Annotated in this window: 13 protein-coding genes; 6 read left to right on the forward strand and 7 right to left on the reverse strand. The window is 70.2% G+C overall.

Going from position 1 to position 13,146, the window contains the following annotated elements:
- Window positions 1-2,182, reverse strand: a 2,182-nt coding sequence (locus VIM26_RS00660; protein ID WP_331948378.1) for a putative bifunctional diguanylate cyclase/phosphodiesterase, incomplete at its 3' end; no start/stop codon positions are given.
- A 186-nt stretch (window positions 2,183-2,368) separates the two neighbouring features.
- Between VIM26_RS00660 and VIM26_RS00665 the strand changes: the two genes are divergently transcribed.
- From VIM26_RS00665 to VIM26_RS00680, 4 genes are all read left to right on the forward strand, one after another.
- Window positions 2,369-3,385 (forward strand): zinc-binding alcohol dehydrogenase, encoded by a 1,017-nt coding sequence (locus VIM26_RS00665; RefSeq protein ID WP_331948379.1) that lies wholly within the window; start codon window positions 2,369-2,371, stop codon window positions 3,383-3,385.
- 14 nt (window positions 3,386-3,399) lie between these two features.
- Window positions 3,400-3,798 (forward strand): 6-carboxytetrahydropterin synthase, encoded by a 399-nt coding sequence (locus tag VIM26_RS00670; protein WP_331948380.1) that lies wholly within the window; start codon window positions 3,400-3,402, stop codon window positions 3,796-3,798.
- Window positions 3,795-4,862 (forward strand): glycosyltransferase family 4 protein, encoded by a 1,068-nt coding sequence (locus VIM26_RS00675; RefSeq protein WP_331948381.1) that lies wholly within the window; start codon window positions 3,795-3,797, stop codon window positions 4,860-4,862. Before VIM26_RS00670 ends, VIM26_RS00675 begins: the two co-directional genes overlap by 4 nt.
- Before the next feature lie 122 nt (window positions 4,863-4,984).
- Window positions 4,985-5,704, forward strand: coding sequence for an SAM-dependent methyltransferase (locus tag VIM26_RS00680; protein WP_331948382.1), 720 nt, complete (start codon window positions 4,985-4,987; stop codon window positions 5,702-5,704).
- Here VIM26_RS00680 and VIM26_RS00685 read toward each other — a convergent pair.
- From VIM26_RS00685 to VIM26_RS00710, 6 genes are read right to left on the reverse strand one after another with little or no spacing between them, the layout of a single operon-like run.
- On the reverse strand, window positions 5,693-6,346 hold the full coding sequence (locus tag VIM26_RS00685) for a GTP cyclohydrolase II (protein ID WP_331948383.1): 654 nt from the start codon (window positions 6,344-6,346) through the stop codon (window positions 5,693-5,695). The genes VIM26_RS00680 and VIM26_RS00685 overlap by 12 nt on opposite strands.
- 12 nt (window positions 6,347-6,358) lie before the next feature.
- Complete coding sequence (locus VIM26_RS00690) at window positions 6,359-7,051, reverse strand: RibD family protein (protein WP_331948384.1); 693 nt, start codon at window positions 7,049-7,051, stop codon at window positions 6,359-6,361.
- Window positions 7,044-7,682: a lysylphosphatidylglycerol synthase domain-containing protein gene (locus tag VIM26_RS00695; RefSeq protein WP_331948385.1), complete on the reverse strand. Its 639-nt coding sequence runs from the start codon at window positions 7,680-7,682 to the stop codon at window positions 7,044-7,046. The genes VIM26_RS00690 and VIM26_RS00695 overlap by 8 nt, the downstream gene beginning before the upstream one ends.
- Window position 7,683: 1 nt before the next feature.
- The gene (locus VIM26_RS00700; protein WP_331948386.1) at window positions 7,684-8,004 is read right to left on the reverse strand and encodes a lysylphosphatidylglycerol synthase domain-containing protein; all 321 of its coding nucleotides are present in this window, start codon (window positions 8,002-8,004) and stop codon (window positions 7,684-7,686) included.
- Window positions 8,001-9,173 carry an acyltransferase gene (locus VIM26_RS00705; RefSeq protein ID WP_331948387.1) on the reverse strand — a complete coding sequence of 391 codons (1,173 nt, stop codon included), beginning with the start codon at window positions 9,171-9,173 and terminating at the stop codon, window positions 8,001-8,003. Before VIM26_RS00705 ends, VIM26_RS00700 begins: the two co-directional genes overlap by 4 nt.
- 29 nt (window positions 9,174-9,202) lie before the next feature.
- Window positions 9,203-11,587, reverse strand: a complete 2,385-nt coding sequence (locus VIM26_RS00710) for a CDP-alcohol phosphatidyltransferase family protein (RefSeq protein WP_331948388.1) — start codon at window positions 11,585-11,587, stop codon at window positions 9,203-9,205.
- Window positions 11,588-11,843: 256 nt separating this feature from the next.
- Between VIM26_RS00710 and VIM26_RS00715 the strand changes: the two genes are divergently transcribed.
- Both VIM26_RS00715 and VIM26_RS00720 read left to right on the forward strand, forming a co-directional pair.
- On the forward strand, window positions 11,844-12,659 hold the full coding sequence (locus tag VIM26_RS00715) for a class I SAM-dependent methyltransferase (RefSeq protein ID WP_331948389.1): 816 nt from the start codon (window positions 11,844-11,846) through the stop codon (window positions 12,657-12,659).
- Between the two features lie 37 nt (window positions 12,660-12,696).
- A partial coding sequence (locus tag VIM26_RS00720; protein ID WP_331948390.1) for a class I SAM-dependent methyltransferase occupies window positions 12,697-13,146 on the forward strand: 450 nt, incomplete at its 3' end.

The following is a 13,146-nucleotide window of genomic DNA, read 5'->3' on the forward strand; positions in this document are numbered from 1 at the left end:
GCGTGCTCCGGCGCTCCAGAAGCCAGGCTCGAAACTCGGGCGCGGGAATGGCGCGGCTCAGGTAGTAGCCCTGCGCGGCGGTGCAGCCGAGCGCCTTGAGGCGGTCCCAGACCTGCTCGGTCTCCACGCCCTCGGCGACCACCTCGAGGCCGAGGTTGCGGCCGAGCTCGATGGTGGAGCGCACGATCGTGGCGTCGTCGTCGTCCTCATCCATGTTCATCACGAAGGACCGGTCGACCTTGATCTCGCTCACCGGCAGTCGCTTGAGGTAGGCCAGTGACGAATACCCGGTGCCGAAGTCGTCGATCGAGAGCCGGATGCCCATCGCCGACAGACGCTCGAGGATCACCTTCGTGCGCGTCGGGTCGGCCAGCATGGCCGACTCGGTGATCTCGAACTCGAGGAGGTCCGGCTCGACGTTCCAGCGATCGAGTAGCCCGGCCACCTGCGTCGGAAAGTCGACGTCCACGAGGTTGCGCGCGAACAGGTTGACCGCGATCGCCAGCGGCATCCCGTCGTCCTGCCACGACCGGCACTGTCGCAGTGCCTCATCGATCACGTAGAGCGTCAGCGGCTTGATCAGGCCCGTCTGCTGGGCCATCGGGATGAACTCGTCGGGCGGAACGAGGCCCCGGACAGGGTGGTTCCAACGCAGCAACGCCTCCACCCCGTGAACCTCCCCATCGGCAAGGACAGCCTTGGGCTGGTAGTAGAGGACGAGCTCACGCTGGTCGAGCGCCCGGCGGAGCTCACCCATCAACGTCAGCCGGGCTGCGTCGTGCCGGACGTGGCCGCTGTCGTAGAACGCCCAGCCGGACTTCTCCGCCTTGGCGTAGTACATCGCCCCGTCGGCGCAGCGGAGCAGCGTCTCGACATCGTTGCCGTCATCGGGGTAAAGCGCGACCCCGATCGAGGCCTCCAGGGACAGCGACAGACCCTGCAGCGTGATCGGGTTCTCGATCGCCGCCTGCATCCGCTCCACCGCCCGCACCACGTCAGAGGGGACGCTCGCGTTCGGCAACAACACCCCGAACTCGTCGCCGCCCAGGCGCGCCACCGTGTCCGAGGTGCGCAGTGTCGCCTCCAGTCGTCGGCCGACCTCGACGAGCAGATCGTCGCCCGCGGCGTGGCCAAGAGAGTCGTTGATCTCCTTGAAGCCGTCGAGGTCCATCACCAGCACGGCGGATCGAGCGTCGATGCGGCGCCTGGCCGTGACTACGTTCTCGATGCGATTGCGGAACAGGGTGCGGTTCGCGAGCCCGGTCAGGGAGTCGTGCAGCGCCTGGTGCTCGTTTAGCACGGATTGGGAGCGGAGCGCCGCCTCCGCCTTCTTACGCTGGGTTACGTCCTGGATCATCGTGATGGCAAAGCCCTTGTTTCCATCAGAATCCGGCACCAGCGAGGAGGAGGAGTCGACCCACAGGATCTCGCCCTGGCGGTCGACGAGCCGGTGCTGCAGGCGCAGCGAGCTCTCGCCGGCGGCGACCATCCGCAGGTAGGCCGAGCGCGCGTCGCCGCGATCGTCTCGATGCATGAATTCCGAGGTCCGGGCCCCCTCGAGCTCAGCGTGGCTGCGGCCGAGCAGCTTCTGGATCGCAGGGTTGGAGTCGATGATCCTGCCGTCCAGATCCTCCAACAGCATCCCGGTGAGCGCGCCTGCGAAAGTGGCCTCGAATCGGGCCAGCGCCTCGACCTGGTCGCGCTTGGCTTCGAACTCCGCTGCGTGCGCCATCGCGGCCGAGAGGACAACCGACAGCAGCTCCATCATCATCACGTGACGCTCGCCGAACGCACCGGCCTCGTCGCCGTACAACAACAGGAGGCCGACGGCTTCTCCGGCGTGGAGCAGGGGCACGGCGATGATCGAGCGAACGCCACGGCTCCGCGACAACTCGCTGTCGACACGCTCGTCGGTCTCAGTGTCCACGCAGAGCAGTGAACGGCCGCTGCGCATGGCGTGGCCGGAGAGGTTGTCGCCGTTCGGAAGGCGGTGCGGGCGCGCGATCTCGGGCGAACCGCTCGTGGCTCCGCAGACCAGGGCATCGCCGTCGAGCAGGCGAACCGCGGCCGAGGTCCCCCCCGTCAGCTCGCGCGTACGGTCCGCGATGCGCTGCATGACCGCCTTGAGGTCGAGCCCGACAGCCCCAAGCTCGTGCTGCATGGCGATCACCGCGCGCAGCACGGAGACGTCGAGCGTCGGGGCTCCGTCCGCGGTGCCTGATTCAACTCGCGTCTTAAACGCGCGATTCATTGCACGTTAGGCATCGGCGCCTGGCCTGAGACCCTTGAGCCGACGCGATGCGGCCGTCTCGGCGGCGGACCGCGGGAGAGCGCGGCGGTTCCTCGGATCGGGCCCCTTCCAAATAGCATGTACGAGCATGTCGGGTTCGCCGAAAACGTGATGCCGGTGCAGGCCGAGGCGCAGGCGTTCTGGCTACGCGCGCCCGGCTGCGGGGAGATCCGGCCGGTCACACTGCCCGAGCTGGGGCGGGACGACGTGATGGTGCGCACCTTGCGCTCCGGCGTCAGCCGAGGCACCGAGACGTTGGTATTCCGAGGCGGTGTTCCGCCGGCTCAGTACGCCGCCATGCGAGCGCCATTTCAGGAAGGGGACTTTCCGGGGCCGGTCAAGTACGGCTACCTCAACGTGGGCGCCGTGGAGCAGGGACCGGCGGAGTTGTGCGGCCGCATGGTCTTCTGCCTGTACCCGCACCAGACGGCCTACGTGGTGCCGGCCGGCGCTGTGACCGTCGTGCCCGAGGGCGTGCCACCCACTCGTGCCGTTCTCGCGGGCACCGTCGAGACTGCCGTCAACGCCCTGTGGGATTCAGCACCACTGCTCGGCGACCGCGTCACGGTCGTCGGCGCCGGGATGGTCGGCTGCTGCGTCGCACGCCTGCTGAGTCGCTTCCCCGCGGTGCAAGTCACGCTCGTAGACGTCGATGCCGGCCGGGCCGATGTCGCGGCCGCACTCGGCGTCGACTTCGCTCAGCCGGCCGGCGCCGCCGACGGTCGCGACCTGGTCGTGCACGCCAGCGCGACGTCCGCCGGACTCCAGCTGTCGCTCGACCTGCTCGCGCCCGAGGGCACGGTCATCGACCTCAGCTGGTACGGCGACATCGAGGTCCGGCTTTCGCTGGGCGGGGCGTTCCACGCGGGTCGCCTCGGCATCCGCGCCAGCCAGGTCGGCACCGTCTCCCCGGCTCGCAGCCGGCGCCGCACGACGGCCGACCGGCTGGCGCTCGCGCTCGACCTGCTGCGCGACCCCGCCTTCGACGTACTCGTAACCGGGCAATCCCGCTTCGCCGAACTGCCCGACGTGATGGCGCGGCTGGCCGCGGGGAGTCTGCCGGCGCTCTGCCACACCATCACCTACGGGCAGTAGTGGGCCACTAGATCGTGTTCAGCGTGACCGTCCGCGATCACATGATGATCGCCCACAGCTTCCGCGGCGAGGTGTTCGGGCCCGCGCAGCGCCTGCACGGCGCGACGTACGTCGTCGACGCTACGTTCCGGCGCGCGGCGCTCGACGCCGACAACATCGTGGTTGACATCGGTCGGGCGGCCGAGGAGCTGCACGCTGTGGTGGCCGAGCTCAGCTACCGCAATCTCGACGAGGAGCCCGCCTTCGCGGGCATGAACACCTCCACCGAGGCGCTCGCCCGGGTGGTCGCCGATCGACTCGCCGACCGCGTGCACGCCGGTGCCCTGGGCGACACCGCCCGCGAGCTGGACGGGCTGGTCGTCACGCTGCACGAGTCGCACATCGCCTGGGCGACGTACGAGCGGGCCCTGTGACGGTGGTGCATGTCGTCGTACCCGACGGCATCGACGACCCGGCCCGGCCGAGCGGAGGCAACACCTATGACCGCAATCTCTGCAGCGGACTCACCTCGCTCGGCTGGCTGGTGCACGAGCACGCCGTACCCGGCGGCTGGCCGCGACCCGACGCGCCGTCGCTCGCCGCGCTCGCCGGCGTCGTCGAACGGATCCCCGACGACGCCGTCGTCCTGCTCGACGGACTGGTTGCCTCGACAGCCCCCGAGGTGCTTGTGCCGCAGGCGCGCCGGTTGCGCCTGGTCGTGCTCGTGCACATGTCGCTGGGTCACCGCCCGGCGGATGACGGGGCCGATGACGCCCGGACGCGGGAACGCGCGGTCCTCACGGTCGCCGCCGCCGTCGTCACGACCAGCGCGTGGACCCGGCGTCGGCTGCTGGACCTGTATCCGCTGCCCGCCGACCGGGTGTACGTCGCCGAGCCCGCCGTCGACGCCGCCGACCTCGCAACCGGGACCGCCGCCGGTGGGGCGCTGTTGTGCGTCGCGGCGGTGACCTTCGACAAGGGCCACGACGTGCTGCTCGATGCGCTGGCGACGATCTCGGACCTGGCGTGGCACTGCGTGTGCGTGGGCAGCCTGGACCGCGACCCGGCGTTCGTGGAGCGTCTACGGAGCCGCGCACACGACGTCGGGCTGCACGACCGCGTGTACTTCGCTGGACCGCGGACCGGAGCCGATCTCGACCGCAGCTACGCCGCCGCGGACCTGGTGGTGCTGGCCTCGCGCGCCGAGGCGTACGGCATGGTCGTCACCGAGGCTCTAGCCCATGGCCTGCCGGTGCTGACAGCCGATGTCGGCGGGCTGACGGAGGCCCTCGGTCACAGCGACGACGGGATCCGGCCCGGGCTGCTGGTCCCGCCGGAGGACCCTGCGGCACTCGGCGCCGCGATCCGGGGCTGGCTCGGCGACGGCGAGCTGAGAGGGCGGCTGCGCCAAGCCGCCCGCGAGCGGCGCGAGTCGCTCTCCGGGTGGTCGACCACGACGTGCGTCGTCGCCGGTGTCCTGGCCGAAGCGTCGCAATGAGCGCCCAGGGGATCCGGGTCAGCGGGGGATGGCTCGCCCTTCGCGAGCCTGCTGACGCTGCGGCTCGTTCACGTGACCTCGTCGAACGCCTCCGGCGAGCGCTCCCGGCGAGCGGCCGCCGGGTGGTCCACGATCTCGGCTGCGGCACCGGGGCGATGGGCCGCTGGCTGGAGCCACTGCTCCCCGGGCGACAGCACTGGGTCCTGCACGACCGGGACCCAGACCTGCTGGTGCTCGCTGCCGCCGACCTCCCCGGCCCGGCCGCCGACGGGGCCGCGGTCACCGTCGAGGCCACGCAGTCCGACATCACCCGGCTGCACCCGGGCGATCTCGCCGATGCCACCCTGATCACCGCGTCGGCGCTATTGGACCTGCTGACCGAGGACGAGCTGGCCGGACTGCTCACCGTGTGTGCCGGCGCCGGGTGTCCGATGCTGCTAACTCTGTCCGTGGTCGGTCACGTCGACCTGACCCCGGCGGATCCACTGGACCGCGACGTGGCCGCTGCCTTTGATGCCCACCAACGCCGCACGGTGGAGGGGCGCCGCCTGCTCGGCCCGGACGCCGTCGCGCTCGCCGTCGAGGAGTGCGGCCGACTGGGGGCCGAGATCCTCGTCCGCCCCACCCCCTGGCGACTCGGTGCCGCGCAGGCTGACCTGGCGGCGGAGTGGTTCACCGGGTGGGTGGGTGCCGCGTGTGAGCAGCAGGTCGAGCTGACCGCCGAGACCGACGTCTATGCACGCCGCCGTCTGGCGCAGGCAGCAGCCGGACAGCTCGCTGTCACCGTCGACCACGCCGACCTGCTGGTCCTCCCCGATGAGCGGCGGATCTCACCCCGCTGACAGCGGGACGTCGAGCGCGTGCGCGCCCTTTCGCGCCTTCGTCGCCAGGTACCGGGCGTTCGTGGCGGACAGGTGCACGCCGGTCGGCACGCGCGCGGTCACTGTCACTCCGAACCGGCGCAGCTGCCCGGCCTTGTCCGGGTTGTTGCTGAGCAGGGCGACCCGCGACACCCCCAGTGCCTGCAACATCTGCGCGGCGACGAGGTAGCTGCGTTCGTCCTCGCTGTGGCCCAGCGCAAGGTTCGCCTCATAGGTATCCAGCCCCGCGTCCTGCAGCGCGTAGGCGTCGAGCTTGGCGTACAGGCCGATGCCGCGCCCCTCCTGCCGCAGATACAACAGGTAGCCACCGCATTCGGCGATGCGCTCGACGGCTTCGCGCAGCTGCGGCCCGCAGTCGCACCGTTGACTGCCGAACACATCCCCGGTCAGGCACTCGCTGTGCGGCCGGACCAGCGGCACCGGGCCGCGTCCCACGGAGGTGACAGCGGCGGCCCGATCGCCCAGCCCAAAGGCGAGGTTCTCCTGGCCGTCGACCAGCCCGTCGAAGCTGAACACCCGGGCGGTCGTGGCATACCCGTCCGCGAACCGCAGGGGCACCGTCACCTGGGTACGGATCGTCGCAGCGGGCAGTGGCAGCGGCATCGATCCACTCGGTCAGTCGGTCTGGAACCGCGGCGAGAGCGCGTAGCGCAGCAGCACCACGTCGCCGATCTGGCGGACCCCGGCGAGCGTCGCTCGCCGGCCGTGGTTCCAGGGGAAGCGGCCGTCGCTCACGAACCGTGGCGCCCGCGAGTCGCCGACGAAGAAGGGAGCGACGACCAGCTGCAGCTCGTCGGCGAGGTTGTCGGTCAGGAACTGCGTGTGCACCTTGCCGCCGCCCTCGACCATCAGCCGCTGCACACCCCGGGCGCCGAGGTCCTCACTGACCCTGCGCATCTCCACCGGCTGGCCACCATCGACCACGGTCGCCACCGGTCCGAGTAGCGAGCGCGCGTCGAGGACCCGCGGGCTCGCACAGTAGACGAGCTTCTCGGTGTCGCCGGTGGTGAAGAAGTCGGCGCACGCGTCTAACTCCACCCGCTCGGTCACGGTGACCTTGATCGGCGACGGCGCGAGCCCACGAGCCGTCCGCTCGTCGCGGCGGGTCTTCGAGCGCACCAGCAGCCGCGGGTTGTCGTTCCGCACGGTCGCCGCGCCGACCAGGATCGCGTCGCACGAGGCGCGGACGGCGTCGACCCGGTCGAAGTCGGCGTCGTTGGACAGCTCGAGACGCCGCGGCGACGCGCTGCCGAGATAGCCGTCGATCGACATGCCACAGCTCAACAGGGTGTAGGGGCGGTCAGGCATTTGCTGCTTTGTGCCGGAGTGGCGGTTCTTTCCGCTTCGGAGACCGGGTGCGACGGAACCATGCCACGACCAGGACGATGGCGCCCGGCAGACTTGCGACGAACACCATGACGCCGTAGACGACGGCCGTCGCGACCCCTCGTTGCGCACCCAGGCCGGCAGCGCCGAACGCCCAGGCCGTCACGCCCTCGCGCGGCCCCCAGCCACCCACGCTCGGCAGCGCCGCAGCCAGCAACACCAGCAACGCGATCGGCAGCATCCGGTCCAGTGGTGCGATGGCGCCGGCGGTCCGCGCGGCGATCAGGAAGGTTGCCGCGTGGCCGCCGACGACCACTGCAGACGAAAGCGCGATGACCAGCCACGCCCGGCGGGCGAGCAGCGCCTCGCGGATGTCCCGGCCCGCTGCGTTACGGACCCGCGCCACCAGTGACCGGCTGCGACCGGGTCGCGCCCTGGCTGCGAGCACGACGGCGAGCACCGCGACGACGACGCCGAGCACCACCAGCGGCATCGCCGATTGCACGGGCGAGGGGAGCGCGAGCAGCACGATCGCGGTCAGCACGAACTGCACCACCTGCCCGGCGGAGCGTTCCCACGCGACGGCCCGCAGCCCGCGGCTGACATCGCTCACGTCACGACCGTGGCTGACGCCGCGGTGCACGTCGCCGATGATCCCCCCGGGGCAGCGTGAGGTTGAGGAACAGCGACCGGTAGTACGCCGCCACCGCAGCGGGCAGCGACAGGTCGACGCCGAGACCACGGGCGACGATCTTCCACCGCCAGGCACAGCACACCGTCGTCAGCACCGCGATCCCAAACCCCGCCGCCAGCGCCGAGGCGTCGATCATCCGCACGCCGTCGAGGAACGGGCCCGTGCCCAAGCGCCAGACGAGCACGCCGAGCACCAGCGCTGAGCCCGCGACCCGGGCCCACGCCCACATCGCGCGGCTCATCTCGGCACCCCTTCCACGCGAGCGAGCCGCCGTCCGGTCGTGGACGAGCCGTGGTGCCGGCGGAACGGCGCCTCGAACACCGAGGCAAACACGCTTGCGAACGTGATCGAGAGCGGCACCGCGAGCGCGAGCGTGACGAGGAACGCCGGCACGCCCTGGCCTACCCGGCCGGCGACGATCCGCTCGTAGACGACCACGACGATCGGGGCGTGCGTCAGGTACAGGCTGTAGGACGAATCACCGAGCTTGCGGACCGGCCGCCAGTCGAGCAGGCGCAGGAGCGGGGCCGGACGGCCGGTAGCCAGACCGGCCAGAAGGCACGCGATGGCTGGCCCCAGCGCGAGGTCGACCCAGAACAGGTGGTCAAGCGTCCACACCGAACCCTGCCACCAGATCGTCGCGAGCACGGGCGCTGCGGCGGCGAGCGCAAGCCACGCCCACGGCCAGGACCTGCGAGCTCTACCGGCGCCGACGATGCCGGCGGCGAGGATCCCGACCGCGAACAGTGCGGCGAGGTCAGGCGGAGACTGGATCACGAACGTGTCGACGCGCGGGATATGCGGGCCGAAGATCCCCACCGCCGCCACCACGAGCGTGACCGTCGCGACCATCACGGTCGCGCCCCACCGGCGGACGGCGAGCAGCAGCAGAGGGAACAGGAGGTACAGCTGGGCCTCGACGGCCATCGACCAGAACGCCGCGTTGGGGCTGTGCGCGCCGACGATGTTCTGCACCAGCAGGCCGTTGACGACGACCGACTTCGCGTCGGGCACGCCGTTTCCGGGCTGAGGGACGATCAGCCACGCCACCGCCAGGCTGAAGGCGAGGGCGGCCCAGTACGCCGGCAGGATCCGCCGAGCCCGCCGGCGCGCGAACTGTGAGATCCCATCGAGTCGCCAGCCGTGGCGGGCCGGCGACAGGGCCAGGGAGAAGCCGGAAAGCACGATGAACACCACCACCGCGAAGCGCCCGTAGATGAACCAGGCCGCCCAGAACGGCGCGTGGTCGACCGGGTGACCGGAGAACGCACGCAGGAAGACGTGGTGCACCACCACGTACAGCGCGGCCAGGCCCCGAAGGCCGTCCAGGCCGGCTAGCCGCTGTCGCCGTGGCGCGGCGACCGTCGGCCGCGACGGCGGGCGCTCCTGCTCGTCCGCGCGTCCGGGCACACGGTGAGCGACGACGGCGCCGGGGGGCACTACCCGGTCGCCGGTTGCGTGTCGAATGCGCTGAGGAAGCGGTCGCGGAAGGCGCTCATCGGCCACACCGGCGCGTTCGGCTTGGGCCGCAGGCCCGGGCCCCAGCCCCAGCTTCCGATCCGCTTCAGCACCGACGGGTCGTGGGAGATGACCGAGATCGGCACGTCGTGGTTCGAGTTGTGGCCGCTCACGATCGGCAACGGCTGATGGTCACCGACGACGACCATCACGAGCTTCTTGCTGCCGTAGTGCTGCACGAACGACGTGAGCGTGTTCAACGAGTACACGATCGACCTGCCGTACGCCGCCTGGACGCGTGGCGGGTTGCCCCAGAACGCGCCGGTCTCGTGGTCCATCGGAGTCCGGTTGAAGATCGAGCCGTTGCCGACCTCGTTCCAGCTGATCTGCTCGGGGATCCGGTTCCACGGCATATGGCTCGAGACCGTGTCGACCTCCGCGAACAGCGGACGGCGGTGGGTCTTCGAGAGCTCGAGACGCTGCAGCGCCAGGAATATGTACTGGTCGGGCATCGACGCGTAGGTGAAGCTCGGGCCGTGATATCCAACCTGATAACGGTCGTAGAGCTTGTCGTAGTGGTAGTAGTTCTGTCCCTGCGGCCAGGCGCGGTCGTTCGATGGCACGTCATCGACGGTCCGCCACCCGGCGCGCTTGAACCCGTCGGCGAGCGTAAAGCGCTTCGCCGACATCAGCTGGTTGTAGCGGAGTTGGCTGTTGACCCAGAGCCCCGACTGCAGGCTGGAGTGCGCAAGCCAGCTGATGCCGCCGAACGTCGCCGACGTAAGGAAGCCGCTGCGAGCGGAGAAGCCGGCGCTCTGCAGCCGCTTGTTCCCCTCGGACAGGGCATTGTCGACCTCGGGCGAGAAAGAGGAGCCCTGCACCGCGAGCTGGCCGTAGGCCTCGACGAACACGAGCAGCACGTCCTTGCCGCGCAGACCGGTCAGCAGCTGGTTGGTGGGAGTGTTGCGGAAGGCGTCGTGGTTGATCTGCTTGGCGAAGACGCCCCTGTCGTGGATGTCGGCCTGCAGAGCATGTACCTGGTCGACGATCAGGCCGGCGGAAAGCGTGGAGGCGATCGGCGTGTGTGCGATCAGCTGGGCGCCGAAGCCCCAGCAGAGCGCCCACACGGCGCCGAGCGCGAGCACGGTCCGGAGCGTCCAGCGGCGGTTGGCGGCGGCGACCCTGGTCAGCCGGAGCATCGCAAGGATGGCTAGAACGACCAGGACGACAACGCCTACCACCGCGCCGACCTCGATCAGCTTCGTCTCCGTCGAACCGACCAAGGAGCGCAGCGTCTCGATCCCGTTCCCGAGCTGACTCGTGTCGCCAAGCGGGTCGAACGGCCGGTTGAAGGTCGTGAAGACCTCGTAGTTGATGACCTTCAGGACGAGCACCAGCGTCAGGGCCAGCCCGACGGTCACAGCCAGGATGCGCCGACCGCTGGCGGGCAGCACGAGCGCCAGCGCGATCAGGACCAGGCCCTCGAGCGGGAGCCTCAGGAACGCGTTCAGCGAGAGATACTGCGGCTGGTCCGGAGCGACAAGAATCGCCCACACGAGCAGCGCCGAGAGGATCGTCAGCACTACGGCGACGATCTGTCGCGCGCGTCCGCGACGGGCGCCGGCGGGACCGGGAGTGGCCGGACCGGAAGTGGCGGGACCGAGGGTCGGCTCCGGGCGATCGGCGAGCGACTGCCGCGCGCTGCGCCGGTTGCCCCGCAGCCACCACACGTCGCGACCGAACGACTCGGCGAGCAGGACGAGCGCCGCGACGAGAGTGGCCTGGGTCAGAGACCGTGGCAGGATGTCCGCTGCCGCGACGGCCAGCACGATCCCTTGTGTGGCCGCGACGACCTTACGCCAGTGGCGCGGCGGCAGCGGCTCGCGCATCCACGGCAGCACCCACCCCACGGCGAGGAATACGTAGCGTGCGGCGCCGATCGCGAGCACCCAGGCGCCGGCCGAACGGGCGACGTACACGCTGAGGACGAGGATCAGGAACGCGTCGACCTCGGCGTCGAACTGTGCGCCCAGCGTCCTCGTCGTCCTGGTGCGTCTCGCGACCCATCCGTCGACCGCGTCCAGCGCGAGCGCGAGCGCCGTGAGCGACACCAGCATCGTGACCGGCGCGTGCCGGTGCAGCGAGTTGGCCACAAGCGCCGCGACGCCGATGGCGAGCGTGGCGCGAGCAAGGGTCACCCAGTCGGCGAGGCAGAGGCGGTCTGAGCCGTAGCGTGAGAGGCCGTGCGCCAGTGCCGCAGCGGTGATCACTGCGCAGGTGAGCCCGACAACCCAGCCGGCGTCGCCGAGGCCGACGGTCGCCGCGAGCGCCGCGAGCAGCAGCACCTGGGCGATCAGCCCCGTCACCGGGCCGGCATGAACCGTTCGCGTCGTGCGTCCTCGCGACCGCGAGGACGCGCCGAGCGCGGCGCGTCGAGCGTCGAGCGCAGCGGCTGCTGCGTGCTTAGGGCTCATGCCAACCATGACGCCGGCGCCATGCCCAGCCTTCCCGGCGGTGGGTTGACATCCTGGGCGGCATGAACGAAATCGTCGACTGTGCGGGCATGGAGCCGTGAGGCAGGACGAGCGCGCTCCGTTCGTCCAGGCCCTACGGCGAGCGCGCGTGTCGGCCTACGCCCAAGGGGAATTCGTGGAGCAGGAAGGCTTCATGCGGGCCGGGGAGATTCTCGCCCTGGCGCGTCAGGCCGGCATCGCGCCGGGAGTCTCCGTGCTGGACCTGTGCTGCGGAGTTGCCGGGCCAGGACGATTCATCACTGCGGAGCTGGGTTGCACCTACCTGGGGGTGGACTTCAGCTCCAGCGCTCTCGACATCGCACGTGAGAGAGCCGGCGACCTTCCCTGCCGCTTCGAGGTCTCGCGGATCCCCCCGATCCCTCCCGGGCCGTTCGACGTGGTGCTCCTGTTCGAGACCATGCTCGCGTTTCCCGACAAGGAGACGCTGCTTCAGGAGATCTCCCAGGCGCTCACGACCGGCGGGCGGTTCGCCTTCACGATGGAAGAGGGCCAGCCCCTCACGGCGGCAGAGCGAGAGAGGATGCCTGACGCCGACACGGTTTGGCTCACGCCGCTGCAGGAGATGCTCACTTGCCTGGAGCGGGTCGGGCTGGTTGTCCGCAGGCAGGATGACCGCAGTCAGTCCCACCGTGCCGTGGCGGACTCGTTGATCAACGCGTTTACCGCCGATGCTGCGGACATTGCCGCGCAGATCGGAAGCCGGGCGCTGGAGGAGCTGCTGGCCGCCCACCGGCTCTGGAGCCACTGGCTCCGTGAAGGACGGGTCCGCAAAATCGCTTTCGTCGCGGAGAAGACGGAGACCGCTCGGAGAACTCGCGCGAGCATCACGGGCGGCGCTGGGGTCCGGCATGGGGATCGTGCCCGAGCTCGTGCGCGCCCACGCCGGCCGCATCGATATACATAGCAAGCGCGCTGCCCGGGATACGATCGAGGAGTACACCATGAGCCAGATCGACAGCACGCGAGAACACCTGATCGAGACATACCGCAAGAAGGCGAAGCACTACGACTTCACCTCCCAGTTCTACCCCGCGCCCGGCTACCCCCAGCGGGCCCACCGCCTCCGGGCCGTACAAGCGCTCGGGCTTCGCCCGGGTGACAGCGTCGTCGACATCGCCTGCGGCACCGGTCTGAACTTCTCGCTGATCGAGCAAGTGATCGGTCCCGACGGCCGGATCGTCGGCGTCGATCTGACCGACGCGATGCTCGCCCAAGCCCAGCATCGGATAGAGACCAACGGCTGGAGCAATATCAGCCTCGTGCAAGCCGACGCGGCCGAGTTCGACTTCCCAACCGAGGTCGACGCGATCCTGTCCACATACGCCCTGTCGCAGGTGCCTGAATGCGGAGATGTCATCGCCCACGGCGCCGCGGCCCTCTCCCGCGGTGGG

The organism is Pengzhenrongella sp., assembly GCF_036565025.1.
Classification (GTDB): Bacteria; Actinomycetota; Actinomycetes; order Actinomycetales; family Cellulomonadaceae; genus Pengzhenrongella.

What these genes read in the sequence shown, in the direction of transcription:
- VIM26_RS00665 (WP_331948379.1), top strand. Translation starts at nt 2,369, where the DNA reads ATGTACGAGCATGTCGGGTTCGCCGAAAACGTGATGCCGGTGCAGGCC.
- VIM26_RS00685 (WP_331948383.1), bottom strand. Translation starts at nt 6,346, where the DNA reads ATGCCGCTGCCACTGCCCGCTGCGACGATCCGTACCCAGGTGACGGTG.
- VIM26_RS00690 (WP_331948384.1), bottom strand. Translation starts at nt 7,051, where the DNA reads ATGCCTGACCGCCCCTACACCCTGTTGAGCTGTGGCATGTCGATCGAC.
- VIM26_RS00700 (WP_331948386.1), bottom strand. Translation starts at nt 8,004, where the DNA reads ATGAGCCGCGCGATGTGGGCGTGGGCCCGGGTCGCGGGCTCAGCGCTG.